The 16,705-nt window shown below is 50.2% G+C and carries 15 protein-coding genes; 8 read left to right on the top strand and 7 right to left on the bottom strand.

Annotated features, from left to right (window positions below):
- The first annotated feature begins 62 nt into the window (after nucleotides 1–62).
- The 5 genes from ACJAZW_RS03430 (at nucleotide 63) to ACJAZW_RS03450 (ending at nucleotide 6,163) form a co-directional block, all read left to right on the top strand.
- Nucleotides 63–401, top strand: a complete 339-nt coding sequence (locus ACJAZW_RS03430; protein ID WP_415155471.1) for a P-II family nitrogen regulator — start codon at nucleotides 63–65, stop codon at nucleotides 399–401.
- Nucleotides 402–433: 32 nt separating this feature from the next.
- The gene (locus ACJAZW_RS03435) at nucleotides 434–1,771 is read left to right on the top strand and encodes an ammonium transporter (protein WP_415155472.1); all 1,338 of its coding nucleotides are present in this window, start codon (nucleotides 434–436) and stop codon (nucleotides 1,769–1,771) included.
- A 165-nt stretch (nucleotides 1,772–1,936) separates the two neighbouring features.
- Entirely contained in the window at nucleotides 1,937–4,564 is a 2,628-nt protein-coding gene (locus ACJAZW_RS03440; protein ID WP_415155532.1) for a DNA translocase FtsK 4TM domain-containing protein, read from the top strand.
- 97 nt (nucleotides 4,565–4,661) lie between these two features.
- Complete coding sequence (locus ACJAZW_RS03445; RefSeq protein ID WP_415155473.1) at nucleotides 4,662–5,273, top strand: LolA family protein; 612 nt, start codon at nucleotides 4,662–4,664, stop codon at nucleotides 5,271–5,273.
- Nucleotides 5,274–5,359: 86 nt separating this feature from the next.
- A complete protein-coding gene (locus ACJAZW_RS03450; RefSeq protein WP_415155474.1) occupies nucleotides 5,360–6,163 on the top strand; it encodes an exodeoxyribonuclease III in 804 nt (267 codons plus the stop codon).
- Nucleotides 6,164–6,185: 22 nt separating this feature from the next.
- Here the strand turns inward: ACJAZW_RS03450 and ACJAZW_RS03455 are convergent, their stop codons facing one another.
- The 3 genes from ACJAZW_RS03455 to ACJAZW_RS03465 all read right to left on the bottom strand — a co-directional run bounded on the left by ACJAZW_RS03455 (nucleotide 6,186) and on the right by ACJAZW_RS03465 (nucleotide 8,105).
- Nucleotides 6,186–6,629: a cyclic nucleotide-binding domain-containing protein gene (locus tag ACJAZW_RS03455; RefSeq protein WP_415155475.1), complete on the bottom strand. Its 444-nt coding sequence runs from the start codon at nucleotides 6,627–6,629 to the stop codon at nucleotides 6,186–6,188.
- Nucleotides 6,630–6,638: 9 nt separating this feature from the next.
- Nucleotides 6,639–7,322 carry a response regulator transcription factor gene (locus tag ACJAZW_RS03460; protein WP_415155476.1) on the bottom strand — a complete coding sequence of 228 codons (684 nt, stop codon included), beginning with the start codon at nucleotides 7,320–7,322 and terminating at the stop codon, nucleotides 6,639–6,641.
- A gap of 102 nt (nucleotides 7,323–7,424) precedes the next feature.
- Nucleotides 7,425–8,105: a YggS family pyridoxal phosphate-dependent enzyme gene (locus ACJAZW_RS03465; RefSeq protein ID WP_415155477.1), complete on the bottom strand. Its 681-nt coding sequence runs from the start codon at nucleotides 8,103–8,105 to the stop codon at nucleotides 7,425–7,427.
- Nucleotides 8,106–8,279: 174 nt separating this feature from the next.
- Between ACJAZW_RS03465 and leuS the strand changes: the two genes are divergently transcribed.
- Genes leuS through holA form a run of 3 tightly spaced genes read left to right on the top strand, consistent with a single transcriptional unit; the run spans nucleotide 8,280 to nucleotide 12,410 of the window.
- Entirely contained in the window at nucleotides 8,280–10,907 is a 2,628-nt protein-coding gene (leuS, locus tag ACJAZW_RS03470) for a leucine--tRNA ligase (protein ID WP_415155478.1), read from the top strand.
- A complete protein-coding gene (gene lptE / locus ACJAZW_RS03475; protein ID WP_415155479.1) occupies nucleotides 10,894–11,391 on the top strand; it encodes an LPS assembly lipoprotein LptE in 498 nt (165 codons plus the stop codon). Before leuS ends, lptE begins: the two co-directional genes overlap by 14 nt.
- Nucleotides 11,388–12,410, top strand: a complete 1,023-nt coding sequence (gene holA / locus ACJAZW_RS03480; protein ID WP_415155480.1) for a DNA polymerase III subunit delta — start codon at nucleotides 11,388–11,390, stop codon at nucleotides 12,408–12,410. Before lptE ends, holA begins: the two co-directional genes overlap by 4 nt.
- A 22-nt stretch (nucleotides 12,411–12,432) precedes the next feature.
- Here holA and ACJAZW_RS03485 read toward each other — a convergent pair whose 3' ends face one another.
- Genes ACJAZW_RS03485 through mnmG form a run of 4 tightly spaced genes read right to left on the bottom strand, consistent with a single transcriptional unit; the run spans nucleotide 12,433 to nucleotide 16,696 of the window.
- Nucleotides 12,433–13,320, bottom strand: coding sequence for a ParB/RepB/Spo0J family partition protein (locus ACJAZW_RS03485; protein ID WP_415155481.1), 888 nt, complete (start codon nucleotides 13,318–13,320; stop codon nucleotides 12,433–12,435).
- A gap of 9 nt (nucleotides 13,321–13,329) precedes the next feature.
- Nucleotides 13,330–14,130: a ParA family protein gene (locus ACJAZW_RS03490; RefSeq protein WP_415155482.1), complete on the bottom strand. Its 801-nt coding sequence runs from the start codon at nucleotides 14,128–14,130 to the stop codon at nucleotides 13,330–13,332.
- Nucleotides 14,131–14,156: 26 nt separating this feature from the next.
- Complete coding sequence (gene rsmG, locus ACJAZW_RS03495) at nucleotides 14,157–14,804, bottom strand: 16S rRNA (guanine(527)-N(7))-methyltransferase RsmG (RefSeq protein ID WP_415155483.1); 648 nt, start codon at nucleotides 14,802–14,804, stop codon at nucleotides 14,157–14,159.
- A gap of 11 nt (nucleotides 14,805–14,815) precedes the next feature.
- Nucleotides 14,816–16,696, bottom strand: coding sequence for a tRNA uridine-5-carboxymethylaminomethyl(34) synthesis enzyme MnmG (gene mnmG / locus ACJAZW_RS03500; RefSeq protein ID WP_415155484.1), 1,881 nt, complete (start codon nucleotides 16,694–16,696; stop codon nucleotides 14,816–14,818).
- Nucleotides 16,697–16,705: the final 9 nt, after the last annotated feature.

Raw genomic sequence — 16,705 nt, forward strand, 5'->3', positions numbered from 1 at the left:
CTTGGCACGAGTCTTGTTCCTCTTTCAGCAGGAAAGACGTCACAAGTATAAGGATTCTGCTCATGAAACTACTTGCCGCAATTATCAAACCCTCACGCCTAGACGCTGTGCGCAATGCACTAAGCGCTAAGGACATTCACGGCATGACCGTCACCGAAGTGCGCGGCTATGGCCGACAAAAGGGTCACACAGAGATTTATCGCGGTGCTGAATATGCCGTGAACTTCATCCCAAAACTCAAAGTTGAAGTTGCTGTGACAAGCGATCAACTCGCAGACGTCACTGATCTGATCACAGAAGCGGCACATTCGGGTCGGATTGGCGATGGCAAAATCTTCGTCTTCGACCTGCTCGATACCATTCGTATTCGTACCGGCGAACGCGGCACCGAAGCACTTTGAACCGATTGATAGACATTTTGGAGGTCCAAAAAATGATCAACAACAAGAAAAATATCGCCTTAGCGTTCGCCGTGCCTGCATTGGTGACAGCGTTGAGCTTACCCGCCTTCGCGCAAGAAGCGAGCGCAGCACCTGTGCCAGCAGAGCACACCATTTTCATTCTGAACACATTGCTGTTTCTCATCGGCGGATTTTTGGTGATGTGGATGGCTGCTGGGTTTGCCATGCTCGAAGCGGGGCTGGTCCGTCGAAAAAACGTCTCCATGCAATGCCTAAAGAACATTTCACTATTCTCCATCGCAGCCGTCGCCTATTACGCTCTAGGATACAATTTAATGTATCCAGGCGACGCATGGATCATCCCCAACGTGCTTGGTGCCATCAGCCCAACTAGCTTGGAACCTGTGGGCGTTAGTGCCGACGCGGTCGTTGACTTAAGTTACGCATCAGTTGGCGCGGATTTCATCTTCCAACTGATGTTCTGCGCGGCCACAGCTTCCATCGTTTCTGGCACATTGGCCGAACGCATTCGCCTCTGGCCATTCCTCGCCTTCACCATTTTTCTCACCGCTGTTATTTATCCCATTCAAGCGTCATGGAAATGGGGCGGCGGCTTCCTCGATGATATGGGCTTTCTTGACTTTGCCGGCTCAACAATCGTTCACTCAGCAGGCGGTTGGGCTGCCTTGGTGGGCGCGCTCATTCTTGGTGCTCGGGCAGGCAAGTATGATGCACAGGGTCAAACAGTGCCAATGCCAGGGTCGTCCATGCCCCTCGCCACATTAGGCACATTCATTTTGTGGCTCGGATGGTTCGGTTTTAACGGCGCATCTCAACTGGCCATGGGATCAATTGGAGATGTTGCTGACATTTCACGTATTTTTGCCAACACCAATGCCTCAGCCGCTGGTGGTGCCATCGCCGCTCTTATTGCCACGCAGCTATTGTACAAAAAAGTAGACCTGACAATGGTGCTCAACGGCGCGTTGGCTGGTCTGGTTTCAATCACAGCTGAACCGCTAACACCGGGGCTCGGGACTGCCACTCTTATTGGTGCTACAGGCGGTATCATTGTGGTCTTTGCTGTGCCAATGCTCGACAAATTGAAAATCGATGATGTTGTCGGCGCGATCCCGGTTCACTTGCTGTGCGGCATCTGGGGTACAATTGCAGTTGTGTTTACCAACCCAGCGGCAAACCTCATCACCCAACTTACCGGCATTGCTGTAGTGGGTGTTTTTGTGAGCACGGTTAGTGCCGTTGCATGGCTAGTCCTCAAAGCCGTTTGGGGCATTCGTGTTTCAGCCGAAGATGAGGCGCTCGGCCTTGATAAAGCTGAAGTGGGTGTGGAAGCCTATCCCGAGTTCTAACCAAGACTGTTATTATGTTGACTGTGTAAGCGCAGTCGATTGATAAACTGGGCCCGGCGGTATCCACCGCCGGGCCCTTTTTCATGCAAAAGTTAGCCACAAATTAACCATGCACCCCTAGTTTATGAAATGAGTTATTGCGTAAAATGAGATCGACCATTGGCTGTGCACACATCATCCGCTTTGGAAAAACAACAAAATGCCCAAACGGCAATCGCTGTGAAAATCCCACTGCGCTTGATTGGCATCCTTTGTCTGATCTTTGTTGCCTTCATCATTCTGGCGCTGATGTCATGGTCAGTAAATGACCCAAGTTTAAGCTATGCCTCTGCCGAGCCGGTCAACAATTGGATCGGTTATCCCGGTGCCGTTGTCGCCGATATTATGTTCCAGTTCTTTGGATTAAGCGGCGTCTTATATATCACCCCGCCCGCCATTTGGTCACTTTCACTCATCCGCAAAAAAGTCCCGCTTGGGTTTGGCCTGCGTGTTATTATGTGGATCAGCGCTTTGTTGCTGACATCAGGCGTGCTCGCGTTTATCCCCACCCCAACCACTTGGCCACTGCCCACAGGCTTGGGCGGCATAATTGGTTTGGGCTTTTCAACCATTGCAGGTTTCGTTGTTGGCGCAGAATTGCGTACAGATGCGGGCTGGTTGTTTTCCCTCATTTTGCTCACCCCCGCGCTTGTGAGTTTCTGGATTGCCGTCAAACCGGGCGCGCGGTTTGGGCTTGACCCAAATGGCACAAACGAGTTGAGCAATAAAGACACCAAGTCTGATGAACCCAAAAACATTGTGCAATGGATCGGTGCACAACTGTCTGCCATGTTCACAATTTTGCTCGGTGCCATTACCCACCTGATTTTTTCAACCCATACCAGCATCAAAAAGTCATGGGCAGAAAAAAAAGCGCAAAAATCCGACGCCGCACAACAACCATGGCGACACGGCGGGCAAGAACCCCACTTATCGGCGCAACCAGCAAACACGACACCACAAAACGAGCGCCGCATTGAACCTCGGTTCCAGGATCAAACAGCACATGACAATCAAACGTGGGTTGAAGGGCAGCATCAACCCCTTGGTGATGATTATGTCGATGTGGCCCCAACTGAGTACAACTATGCAGCACCCGCTGCTGGCCCCACATCTTCATCCCCAGACCCGCAATCGCACAGTACCGCCTCAAAACCAGGGCCCCGCGTCACCGCTCCTGCGCCGCGCCCTGCGCCCGGCCGCCGAATTGTTGCAGAAGCCCAACAAAGCCTATTGGGCAATGACACATTTGAATTGCCCGAGCTCAGCTATATGGCTGAACCGCCAATCACCAAAGCTGCCCGCGAACACTTGCCGGAAGTATTGGAAGAAAACGCGCGGCTCCTAGAAGGCGTGCTTGAAGATTTTGGCGTACGAGGTGCCATCATCAATGTACGTCCCGGCCCTGTGGTCACCCTTTACGAGTTGGAGCCAGCCCCGGGCATAAAATCTTCACGTGTTATCGGGTTAGCTGACGACATTGCACGATCCATGAGCGCCATCTCAGCTCGGGTTGCGGTGGTTCCTGGGCGCAATGCCATCGGCATTGAATTACCCAATAAAACCCGTGAAACCGTTTATCTGCGTGAAATGCTGGGTTCTGTTGATTTTGAAAAATTCAAAGGCAAATTGCCACTTTGTTTGGGCAAAACCATTGGCGGCGAACCAGTGATTGCCGATTTGGCGCGGATGCCCCACCTATTGATCGCCGGAACAACCGGGTCGGGCAAGTCGGTGGCGGTAAACACTTTCATTCTCTCATTGCTCTATCGCTGGACACCCGAACAGTGCCGCTTGATCATGATCGACCCCAAAATGCTCGAGCTGTCGATCTATGATGGCATTCCGCATCTATTGACCCCCGTGGTCACCGATCCAACCAAAGCGGTCACCGCCCTTAAATGGGCCGTGCGCGAGATGGAAGATCGCTATAAAAAGATGTCAAAAATCGGTGTGCGCAACATTGATGGCTTCAACCAAAAAGTCATCGAGTTCAAGAAAAAGGGCGAAATCATCACCCGCACGGTGCAAACCGGTTTTGACAAAGACACCGGTGAAGCGGTTTTTGAAACCGAAGAATTTCATCTTGAACCTCTCCCCTTCATTGTGGTGATTGTTGATGAGATGGCCGATTTGATGATGGTTGCGGGTAAAGACATTGAAGGCGCAATCCAACGCCTCGCCCAAATGGCACGCGCATCTGGTATTCATCTGATCATGGCCACACAACGCCCTTCGGTTGACGTGATCACCGGCACGATCAAAGCCAATTTCCCGACACGGATTTCATTCCAAGTCACCTCAAAAATTGATAGCCGCACCATCCTAGGTGAACAAGGCGCGGAACAATTGCTCGGAATGGGAGATATGCTCTATATGGCCGGTGGTGGTCGCACCAGACGCTTGCACGGCCCATTCGTGGCAGATGGCGAAGTGGAAACCGTTGTTAATCATCTCAAGGCACAAGGCACCCCCGAATATCTTGAAAGCGTCACCGAAGAAATCGACGACAGTGGTGATGGGGGCAATTCAAATCTGGGCAATTCCGGCGATGATCTATACGACAAGGCCGTCAATATCGTTCTAAGCGATCGCAAAGCATCCACCAGCTATATCCAGCGGCGGCTGTCAATTGGCTACAACCGGGCCGCAACGCTGATTGAACGTATGGAACAAGAAGGTGTCATTTCGCCTGCCAACCATGCGGGCAAACGTGAAGTGTTGGTCGGGGGCGAAGACGACGCTCCGTTCTGATTCACGTGAAACTTTGCGCATATGCACCGCTCATGTAATCGCCATATTGTATCGATATGAGTTTAAACAACATCACGTCACAACCAGCGGATTATTTATGCGCCTCTTTTTCAAAACGCTTCTCGCTTTTCTAATTGCAATCGGTTTGACCATGCCTATCCAAGCGCTTGACCGCGCCCTGACAGAAGAAGAAATCCAGATCATCAATGACATTAGCGCGCACCATTCTGCCGTAGAACAAATGGCTGGTCGGTTCTTGCAACTCGATAGTGCAGGCAACCGCTCCGAAGGCATTTTCTATTTGAAACGGCCAAACAAAATCCGCTTCAAATATGCCCCACCATCCTATGAAGAAGTCATTTCAGTGGGCAGCGGCTTTTATGTGATCAACCGAAAAGAGAAATCCAAATTCGCCTACCCACAACAACGTGTGCCTCTGCGCCAATTCCTCTCGGACAACATTGATCTGTTCGCGGCCAACATTACCGACGTGGTCAAAACAGAAGAAATGATTGCGGTTACCGTTGCTGACGACACCCCCGCAGGCCCTGTATCTGTGACCATGATCTTCAATCTTGAAACCAAAGACATACAGCAATGGACACTTACAGAACCCAACGGCAACGAGGTGACCTTTTCGATTTACGACACCACGACTGAGATCGATATACCAAAAGCATATTTTTACCTGCCAGATTACAACAATTAACTGCACAAAACGGGTGGACCCTGCCAACCAAATTGCCAATATAGAACGGTTGGCGATTCGCCAATTTGTTGAGCGCGGGAGCATCTATGTCTATATCGGTCGCCACTTGGAACATCAATTCGGTGCGTTTGCGCTTGCCCATGGTGCAAGACTTTTTAGCCGATCATCGACCTGACATTTTATGTTTGCAAGAAATCAAGTGTCAAAACGATCAGTTCCCCACCAAAGCGTTTGAAAAGTCGGGCTATCAATATCAGGCGGTGAATGGCCAAAAGAGCTATCACGGCGTGGCGATTGTTTCACGTATTCCACTTCAAGACCATCAAGCGCGTGAATTTTGCCAGATGGGCGACGCCCGCCATATCAGTGGGGTCGTTGAAGCGCCATTTGGCAAAACCCGGATCCACAATTTCTACATTCCGGCAGGTGGCGACGAAGCCAATATTGAGACCAATCCAAAGTTCAAACACAAAATGGATTTCCTGAGCGAATTGCAAACTTGGTTTGATCACAAGGATTTTGATGCAGGCCAGGTGATTGTTGGCGATTTCAACATCGCCCCACACGAAAACGATGTGTGGTCACACAAGCAATTGCTAAAAGTCGTCAGCCACACCCCGCTTGAAACACAGACCCTGGACGCCATGCAAGCACGGCGCGATTGGGTTGATGTGGTGCGCAAACACATCCCGCATGAAGAACGGCTCTACAGTTGGTGGAGTTACCGCTCTAAAGATTGGAGCGTATCCAATAAAGGTCGTCGGCTCGACCATATTTGGTCAACACCAGACGTCGCCAAACATAGTACTGAAACAATCGTATTTCGCGATGCGCGCGGCTGGACAGAAAAGCCGTCTGATCATGTGCCGATTATTTCAAGATTTGGCTAAAACGCGATTGAGCCTATTCACATCAATGCACGTCGGCAGCGGTAATTGCGTGCACATATCGGCTAATGGATAGTTTGATCCGGGCGGCGACTTTTGCTGCCAAGTCGGGGTAGTTCTCAATCAACCGTTTGAAATGAAGTCGCGGTACAAATACCAGCTCTGTGTTTCCAATCGCGCGCACGGTCGCGGGACGCGGCTTATCAACAATCAAGGCCAATTCACCAAAGGTCGTGCCCTGCTCCTTGATAACCGGACCCTGTGATTTTGCCCCTTCATGGCTCGATTGCATCGCGCCCTTAACCAGAATATAAGCACCATCTGCCACCGCGCCCTCGCTGAACAATATTTCATTATCCGCCAATTTGCGCGTATCAGAAACAAAGCCAATCAGCTTGAGCTGCTCGTCGCTTAACGTTTGAAACGGATCAGCAAGTTTTAATATCGCCGTAATTTCATCAAGTGTCATCTTTGACCCTTAAGGTACCAATCGGTAGCCGCCCTCTTCTGTGACCAAAAGTCTGGCATTGCTGGGATCTCGTTCAATTTTCTGCCGCAAGCGATAAATGTGCGTCTCAAGCGTATGGGTCGTCACCCGATTATTATATCCCCAAACCTCCTGCAACAACACATCACGTGAAACCGTTTTAGCCCCTTGGCGATAGAGGAACTTCAATATCGATGTTTCTTTGTCGGTCAGCCGCACCTTACCGCCATCCTCGGTTTCAAGTGTCTTGGTGGCGGGCTGGAAATTGTAATGCCCGATGGTAAACACCACATCTTCACTTTGATCATGTTGACGCAACAATGCCCGCACCCGGGCGAGCAAAACAGAAAAGCGAAAAGGTTTTGTCACATAATCATTGGCCCCGCTCTCAAGGCCCAATATCTCATCCGAATCGCTATCGTGCCCGGTAAGCATCAGAATCGGGCTTTTAAAACCGTCCTGACGCATGATTTTCACCGCCTCACGCCCGTCCATGTCCGGCAAACCAACATCCAACAGGACCAAGTCAAACGGGGAAGCTTTTACCGATCGCAATGCCGTCGCTGCATCGGCACCTTGTGTGATTTCAAATTCTCGATAATGCGAAAGCTGGTCCACCAAAGATTGGCGCAACTCATCTTCATCATCCACAATTAAAAGCCGACGTTTGTTCATGTTCTTGCCTTTTGTTGGCGCACCAGAGTTTTAACGCGAAGCACTAATGTAGACATTAGCTGTTAACATCCCAATCACAAGCCCGTGTGAAGATTGTGTTGGTTAATCGACAAGATATTCCCGCCGCCCAAAAATTGCAGACCCAACCCGAACATAAGTAGCACCCATTTCAATAGCTGTATCAAAATCCGCACTCATACCCATCGACAGTTCGTGCAAATCGGCAGTTTTTGCCAACCCGGCCAATTGTGCAAAATACGGCGCAGCTGGCACCCCGGCTGGGGGAATACACATCAAACCGCGCACATTCAGACCGTATGTTTCACGGCAAGTGTTCACAAATTCAACGGTTTCAGTTGGCGCAACGCCCGCTTTTTGCGGTTCCTCGCCGATATTAACCTGAACAAAAACCGGCAAATTTCGACCCGTCGCCGTAAACTCTTTAGCCAAAGCCTTCGCCAGCTTCTCTCGATCAACTGAATGTATGACGTCAAACAAAGCGACAGCATCTTTTACTTTATTTGTTTGCAGCGGACCAATCAGGTGCAAAATGGTATCTGGGAACTGCTCTTTCAGGGCGGGCCATTTGCCCAACGCTTCCTGAACCCGGTTCTCACCAAAGTCAATTTGGCCCGCTTCCAATATCGGCAGGATATCTTCAGACGCAAACGTTTTAGACACTGCAATCAGTTTTGGCGCTGGCGCGTGCACACTTAACGGGCCAAACCGAGCCGAAGCAATTGCAATGCGGTCATTTACGTCTTCTAATCCTGTGATAGTCATAATTCCCCTCAAATCACTTGCCTCCCCCTTTTTGAATCATTTTTCGCTACCGAGCAAACGATTCAATGCCAACCGATATTGACCCCACCACCCAAATCTGGTGAAGGTCGCTGTAACGCTTAGAAATCGGGCGATTGACCCGATCGAACATGACGACTTAAAGGACGTATAGAATTGACCGGCAATAATTCAGAACGGTATAACCCTCGCGAAAGCGAACCCCATTGGCAAAACCTATGGCGCGAACGCAAAAGCTTCGTTTCCAGCAATGATGACGACCGCGAAAAATACTACGTCCTAGAAATGTTCCCCTACCCCTCAGGCCGCTGCCATGTGGGTCATGCGCGTAATTACACAATGGGCGACGTGATCGCCCGTTATAAACGCGCCAAAGGTTTTAACGTTTTGCACCCCATGGGTTGGGATGCGTTCGGCATGCCCGCTGAAAACGCTGCGATGAAAAACAATGCCCACCCAAAAACATGGACCTACCAAAATATCGCATCGATGAAGACCCAATTGCAATCCATGGGGTTTAGTCTTGATTGGACCCGTGAATTCGCCACGTGCGATCCCGAATATTACGCGCATCAGCAAAAACTATTTATAGATTTTTTGAGCGAAGACCTCATCTACCGCAAAAGCTCCAAAGTTAATTGGGATCCAGTTGACAATACAGTATTGGCCAACGAACAAGTGATTGACGGTCGTGGTTGGCGATCTGGCGCGTTGGTGGAACAAAAAGAGCTCACCCAATGGTTCTTCAAAATCACCGACTACGCCGAAGACCTGTTAAACGAAATCGACAATCTTAATGATTGGCCTGAAAAAGTCCGGTTGATGCAAAAAAACTGGATCGGCAAATCCGAGGGCCTAACCATCCGCTGGGCGCTTGATGCAGCAACCGCACCCGAGGGTTTTTGCGATCTTGAAGTCTATACCACACGCCCTGATACGATTTTTGGCGCCAGCTTTATGGCTGTCGCCGCCGATCATCCATTGGCGCAAGAAGCAGCCAAATCGAACCCTGAACTGCAAACCTTTATCGAGGAATGTCGCCGATTGGGCACATCCGTCGCCGCACTTGAAACCGCAGAGAAGCGTGGCTTTGATACCGGGATTCACGTGAAACACCCGTTTGACGACGATTGGACTTTGCCGATCTATGTGGCAAACTTTGTTTTGATGGATTACGGTACGGGTGCGATTTTTGGCTGTCCATCCGGCGACCAACGCGATTTGGATTTCGCCCGCAAATATGATTTACCTGTCAAGGCAGTGGTTATGCCAGACGGCGAATTGGCAGAACATTTTGTCATCGACAATGAAGCCTATACAGGCGAAGGCGTGATGATCAACTCCGCCTTCCTAAATGGCATGACACCAAGCATCGCCTTTGATGAGGTGGCCAACCGTTTGGCCAATATTGACATTAACGGTCGCGTACAGGGCGAACGCAAAGTCAATTATCGCTTGCGGGATTGGGGCATTTCGCGCCAGCGCTATTGGGGCTGCCCAATCCCCATTATCCACTGTGATAATTGTGGCATCGTGCCAGTGCGCGATGAAGACTTGCCCGTAAAATTGCCCGACGATGTAAGCTTTGATAAACCGGGCAATCCGTTGGACCACCACCCAACATGGAAAGACACGCACTGCCCAACTTGCGATGCACCTGCACGGCGCGAAACCGATACCATGGACACATTTGTTGACAGTTCTTGGTACTTTGCGCGGTTCACAGCCCCCAATGCCTCGTCGCCAACTGATCCCAAAGCCGCCGATGAATGGTTGCCTGTCGACCAATATATTGGCGGTGTTGAGCACGCAATTTTGCACCTGCTTTATTCCCGCTTCTTCGCCCGTGCCATGAAAAAGTCGGGCCACTTGAATGTCACAGAACCGTTCAAAGGTCTGTTTACCCAGGGCATGGTCACCCACGAAACCTACAAAACGTCTCATGGCGACTGGGTGTCACCTGAAGAAATCAATTTTGAAGGGACGACGGAAAACCGTAAAGCCACGCACAAGGTGTCCGGCGAAGCGGTAAAAATCGGTTCGATTGAAAAAATGTCGAAATCAAAACTCAATGTGGTCGACATGACAGCAATGGCGCAAAGCTTTGGTGCCGACGCTACCCGATGGTTCGTGCTGTCTGATTCTCCGCCAGAGCGCGACGTTCAATGGACCGAAGCAGGTATTGAGGGTGTTTGGCGATTTGTGCAAAAGGTTTGGCGTTTGGTAGACGAGGCCCATGCTATTGTTTGTGCAACTGAAGATGCGTCCGTTGAGAACTTTGATGTCGAAGCTTTGCTAAAGTCAGCTCACCGTGCGGTTGATCAAGTGTCTGATGCATATGAAAATTTGCGCTTTAACCGTGCCATTGCCCAACTCTATGAGCTCACGAATGTTTTGGGCAAGGCGACAGCGTCCATAAAGCACAATCCAACAATTAAAGAACGTTCGGCCATTCGCACCGCGACAACATTCTTGGTCAAATTGTGCAACCCAATCGTGCCCCATGTAACCGAAACATGTTGGGCACATTTGGGCAACACCACCATTTTGGCCGACGAGAGCTGGCCGGAGCCGGACCCGAAATATCTTGTGAGTGACACCATCATCTTGCCCGTTCAAGTCAACGGCAAACGACGTGGTGAAATACAAATCAATAAGGATCTTCCCAAAGATCAAATTGAAGATGCCGCCTTGTCACTGGACGCGGTTTCGCGCATCTTGGACGGACAAGCACCCAAAAAGGTGATCATCGTTCCAGGCAGGATCGTCAATGTTGTTGTTTAACAGATCAATCAAATATCTATTCGTCGCTCTGACCGGCCTTATCGTCTTGGCCGGCTGCACCTTCAGTCCGGTATATGATGCTGGTGGCGCAAACAATTACGCTATTGGTTTTGGCAAACCGGCATCGGTTGTTGAACAAACAATCGTGCAGGAATTGACTTTCAAATTGGGACGCGCAACAACACCAGCTTATATGGTAAATCTGTCAACATCGACCGCAACGCGCTCCATTTACGGTGTTGGTTCACAATTTGTGCGAACCGAATATGAGGCCACCGTGCGCACGTCTTTCACCTTGATCGATACGTTGACGGATGAACAAGTGACATCGGGCCAACGTTTCGCTTCCGCAATCTATCAAAGCAGCACGCAAAATGTAGCCAACAATGCCGCGCTATCTGACGCCTACCAGCGCGCTGCCAAAGATGTCGCGGGCCAGATCGAACTGCTGATCGTTGCGGCTTTAAAAGAGAACAAACCTTGACTGCAATAAAAGCCCGTGATGTGGACAGTTTTCTTGCGCACCCTGACATAAAAGCGGGTTTTATATTGATCTACGGCCCAGACGCCGGTCGGGTTCGAGAAACCACAGATAAACTGCAAACACAGTTTCACGGCCAAACTGGTGACCCAATGGGCCTCGTCAGTCTGCAATTTGGCGACTTTGAGAACCCTGGCGAACGCATTTCGGTGGAGGCCAACACACCTTCCATGTTCGGCGACCAGCGTATCATACGTGTGCGTGGTGCCACCAATGCACTGACCAAAGAGATTGAACAGACTGTAAAAGACGGGTTTGATGCGATTTTATTGGTCGAATCGGGCAATTTGACCCCAAAAGATGGGCTGAGAAAGCTCGCTGAGGCTCAAAAATCGGCTCGAGCCGTGCCCTGCTACGCTGACGACACTAGAAGTTTGACCCAATTGGCCCGTCAAATGTTCGAAAAGGCGCAAATCACGGTCGAAAACGACGCTTTGCGTGCACTAATTGACGTATTGGGAAATGACAGGCAGATCACCAGACAGGAAGTTGAAAAACTTATTCTGTTTGCACAGGATACAAAGCACATTGATTTTGACGATGTGATGGTGCTGTGTGGCGATAATGCAGCGCAAACCATGGATGAAATTCTGGATAGCACTGGCACGGGCCACATGCAAAAGCTGGACACCGCCCTCACCCGGGCATTTAGTTCGGGCACCAATTCATCTGCCATCCTTACGCGGGCATTGATGCACTTTTCCACTCTGCGCGAAATGCGCGCCGGGTTCGATGAGGGAAAAACCTTAACTGAAGTTTTGAACGCGGGGCGTTTCCGCGTTCACTTTTCCCGCAAAAGCGCCATTGAAAGCCAAATCAGATCTTGGTCTTCAACAAATTTGGCCGCCGCTTGCGTCCGACTGCACACAACGGTGCTTGAGACCCGCAAGAACGCCAATTTGGCCGATGAGCACACGCGCCAAGCCTTGCTGGCAATCGCAACGATTGCCGCAAGAAACTAACTAACATGCTGTAAACAAAGAACTATCGAGACTGAAGCCGCTGACACACATCGTCCAATTGCTCAAGCGTGCGATACTTAATCTCAATCTTACCGCCGCGTTCTTTGTGATCGATTGCAACTTTTAGCCCCAGTAAATCACTCAGGCTTTTCTCGAGCGCTAAAGTATCCGCATCCTTTGCCGCCTTGGCAGCTTTTGTAGAATGCCCAACATCGTCATTGGCCTGTGCTTGCTTTTGAGCCAAATTTTCAGCTTCACGAACGCTCAGACCACCATCAATAATTCGACGGGCCAATGCTTCAGGATTTGTTGCCGTAATCAATGCCCGCGCATGGCCCGCCGACAACGCACCGTCTGTCACATATTGCTGCACATTGGCTGGCAATTTCATCAACCGCAACGTATTCGCCACATGGCTCCGGCTTTTGCCAATAACTTGCGCCAAGTCGGCTTGGGTATATCCAAACTGTTGCATAAGCTGATCATAACCCTTTGATTCTTCTAAAGAATTAAGGTCTGACCGTTGAACGTTTTCAATAATCGCAAGTTCTAAAGCTTCGCGATCATCAACCTCTCGAATAATCACGGGCACTTCGTGCAAGCCCGCGCGCTGCGCCGCCCGCCAGCGGCGCTCACCTGCCACCAATTCATATTGGTCAGGATCAACCGCACTGGGTCGCACCAAAATCGGTTGCATGACGCCTTTTTCACGAATTGAGTTGGTTAAGTCTTCCAACTCCTCAGGGGCAAAATGTCGCCGTGGATTGTTGGGACTGGCCACAATAAACTCAACTGGCAAACGACGAATACCGTCGCCCGACGGCACCCGCGTCGCTTCAATAGGTGGCACATCGCCTATCAGTGCTGCCAAACCCCGGCCAAGTCTGCTGTTTGTGTTTTTGTCGTTCATTTTGCTGTCCTATGCCGCCGTCAATCGACGTTCGCGCTTAATAACCTCAGTAGCCAGATGCAAATAGGCCTGGCTGCCTGCACATTTCAGATCGTATAAGAGCGCCGGCTTCCCGTAGGAAGGCGCCTCAGATAGTCGAACATTTCTCGGAATGACCGTTTCATAGACCAAGTCACCCATATGCGAGCGAACATCACTAAGTACTTGATTAGACAAGTTATTTCTCTTGTCATACATGGTCATAACCACACCTTGAATATAGAGGCCAGGATTAAGACTGGACTTGATCTGCTCAATGGTATGCAAAAGCTGGCTAAGACCCTCAAGCGCAAAAAACTCACATTGCATTGGCACCAAAACCGCGTCTGCGGCGGCGAGAGAATTAATTGTAAGTAAGTTAAGTGACGGCGGGCAATCAATCAGAATGTAGGTAATTGGCTTGCCATCAAAAATGATGTCACCAGCCCCACTCAGTGCATTCCTCAACCGAAATGCTCGATCACCTTCATTTGAGATTGCCATTTCCAGGCCCAATAAATCCATTGTGGACGGTACCACCACCACATTTGGCACATTGGTTGAAACAATCGCGTCCTTAAGCTCAACTTCGCCGGTCATCAAATCATAAGCAGAATAATGCCGCGCCTCCCGGTCTATGCCAAAACCTGTGCTGGCATTGCCCTGTGGGTCAATATCAACAATCAAAACACGCTCACCAATGGCGGCAAGGGCTGTTGCCAAATTGATGGCCGTCGTTGTTTTACCAACACCGCCCTTTTGATTTGCCAATGTAAGAATCCGCGGTTGCACTGCAAGCCCCTCCGACAACGAATAATTTAGCGTCGTTCCAACCTGGTAATCGACAGAATAACCGAGTCAGACGCAACAACGCTGCTATAAGTCTTATGAGCATACCGCCAATTTGCGGCAGCCGCTGAAATTTCTTCATCATATCCACGGCCTTTTTGCAAAAGCGCTATTGTATCCACGCCAAAATGCGGAAAACAATAGGAGAATGTGGACGCCAGATCAGCAAAACCGCGCGCTGTAATGACCCCAACCTGCAGACCAGCATCAAGCACCAAATCCTCCGCGCGAACATTGTGGACAACGCAACTTAGGCCCAGCAAACGAGAAATATGTCGCAAAAACGAACACTTACGGGCATTCGCCTCTATCATATGCACAATTAGGTCACAAGATTTGAACGCAATGGCGAGCGGAATTGCAGGCAACCCACCGCCACTGCCATAGTCCAACAAAATGCCCCTGTCTGGATCCACATGTTTTGCGAGCTGCAAACTATCCAAGAAGTGTCTCGACCATATTTCCGGCAATGTTTCACGTGAAACAAGATTTTTGATCTTTTGCCACCGAATCAGTTCCTGGGCGTATTTTTGCAGGTCTGACCGCACAGTTTCAGCGTCCAAACCAAGTTCAACGCACATATGAGAGATGCGGTCAGCCTCTATGGCAGTCGGCAATATCGCTTCCATCACACGGCACGCTTGGCAAAAGTTTCACGTGAATCCATTCGCTTCGCCGCCGCAAGAATCAACAGGATAGCCGCCGGGGTCATCCCTTCAATCCGCTGTGCCTGGGCGATCGTAGAGGGATTGTGTTGAATTAACTTTTGGCACATCTCAATCGACAGGCCATCAAGTGACGCATAGTCCATACCATCCGGGATTTTGCGATTTTCGTCTCGCTGAACCGCCTCAATATCAGCCCGTTGCCGATCAAGATAAACCGCATATTGCGCATCCACGGTCACTTGCTCCAATATGGCCATTGGAAATTCTAACAGTGCGGGCCAAATATCTGTAATTGTCTGCAAGGACACATTTGGATGAGAGAGTAATTGAAATGCACTGCGTCGCACCCCATCCGCACTGACTTGGATATCTTGTCGGCTGGCTTCGTTTGGCGTCAGATTAAGCTCATTTAGCATCTTTCTAGCTGCAACAAGTTGCGACATGCGCCCGGCAAAAACCACTTTTCGTTCAGCGCCCACCAAACCACAATCAATGCCGATTTGCGTTAAACGCTGATCGGCATTATCGGAACGTAAATGAAGCCGAAATTCGGCCCGACTGGTAAACATTCGATATGGTTCTGTAACGCCACGCGTCACCAAATCATCAACCATTACAGCAATATAGCTCTGCGTGCGCGACAGAATAAGCGGAGCACACCCCAAAACACGCATGGCGGCATTGGCACCGGCCAGCAACCCTTGCGCCCCTGCTTCTTCATAACCAGTTGTGCCGTTTATCTGCCCCGCTAAGGAAAGCCCGGGCAGCTTCTTCAACTGGAGAGTATGATCCAACTCGCGCGGATCAATATAGTCATATTCAATCGCATAACCTGGCTGATTAATTACAGCATTTTCGCACCCGGGCAGTGAACGAACCAAGGCCAGTTGTACATCTTCAGGTAGGCTCGTCGAAATGCCGTTCGGATAAATATTGTCATCATCCAAGCCCTCAGGCTCCAAGAATATTTGATGCGAATCTTTGTCTGCAAACCGCACAATCTTGTCTTCAATCGAAGGGCAATAGCGTGGACCTTTACTTTCAATCTGCCCAGAATAGATTGCCGATTTCTGCAAATTGTCTTCAATAATCTTATGGGTACCGGCGTGGGTGCGTGTAATGTAGCACGGCACCTGCCGAACAGTGATGGCAGCGGTCAGCGCAGACATAGGCTCCAAATCTGCATCACCATGCTGTACTTCCAATTGCGCCCAATCAATCGTGTTCTTGTCCAAACGCGGTGGCGTGCCGGTTTTCAGCCGCCCGAGGCGCAAACCCATTGTTTCCAAACGCTTAGACAGCCCCAGAACGGGTTTTTCGCCAACCCGACCAGCAGGAATTTGTTTGTCCCCAAGATGAATGAGTCCGCGCAAAAACGTGCCGGTGGTCAGCACAACTTCTGCAGCATCTATACGCGTACCGTCACCTAAAACGACCCCTGCCACACAGCCATTTACCGAGATCAAATCATCGACTTCGCCCTCAATGACGGTCAAATTTGCTTGTTCAGTAATCGCCGCTTGCATCGCTTCACGATAGAGTTTTCGGTCCGCTTGCATGCGCGGTCCGCGAACAGCAGGACCTTTGCGCCGATTGAGCAGCCGATATTGAATGCAAGCCTGATCAGCGATCCGACCCATCAAACCGTCAAGCGCGTCAATCTCGCGCACCAAATGCCCCTTGCCCAACCCACCAATGGCCGGGTTGCAAGACATTTCGCCAATCTTTTTGAATTGATGTGTCACAAGCGCTGTCTTGACGCCAAGCCGCGCAGATGCAGCGGCCGCTTCACAACCAGCATGCCCACCACCCACAATGATGACATCAAATCTATTTGTCATGCCCACATC

The organism is Maritalea sp., from assembly GCF_047634455.1.
GTDB lineage: Bacteria > Pseudomonadota > Alphaproteobacteria > Rhizobiales > Devosiaceae > Maritalea.

What these genes read in the sequence shown, in the direction of transcription:
- ACJAZW_RS03430 (WP_415155471.1), top strand. Translation starts at nt 63, where the DNA reads ATGAAACTACTTGCCGCAATTATCAAACCCTCACGCCTAGACGCTGTG.
- ACJAZW_RS03435 (WP_415155472.1), top strand. Translation starts at nt 434, where the DNA reads ATGATCAACAACAAGAAAAATATCGCCTTAGCGTTCGCCGTGCCTGCA.
- ACJAZW_RS03445 (WP_415155473.1), top strand. Translation starts at nt 4,662, where the DNA reads ATGCGCCTCTTTTTCAAAACGCTTCTCGCTTTTCTAATTGCAATCGGT.
- ACJAZW_RS03450 (WP_415155474.1), top strand. Translation starts at nt 5,360, where the DNA reads ATGTCTATATCGGTCGCCACTTGGAACATCAATTCGGTGCGTTTGCGC.
- ACJAZW_RS03455 (WP_415155475.1), bottom strand. Translation starts at nt 6,629, where the DNA reads ATGACACTTGATGAAATTACGGCGATATTAAAACTTGCTGATCCGTTT.
- ACJAZW_RS03460 (WP_415155476.1), bottom strand. Translation starts at nt 7,322, where the DNA reads ATGAACAAACGTCGGCTTTTAATTGTGGATGATGAAGATGAGTTGCGC.
- ACJAZW_RS03465 (WP_415155477.1), bottom strand. Translation starts at nt 8,105, where the DNA reads ATGACTATCACAGGATTAGAAGACGTAAATGACCGCATTGCAATTGCT.
- lptE (WP_415155479.1), top strand. Translation starts at nt 10,894, where the DNA reads ATGTTGTTGTTTAACAGATCAATCAAATATCTATTCGTCGCTCTGACC.
- ACJAZW_RS03485 (WP_415155481.1), bottom strand. Translation starts at nt 13,320, where the DNA reads ATGAACGACAAAAACACAAACAGCAGACTTGGCCGGGGTTTGGCAGCA.
- mnmG (WP_415155484.1), bottom strand. Translation starts at nt 16,696, where the DNA reads ATGACAAATAGATTTGATGTCATCATTGTGGGTGGTGGGCATGCTGGT.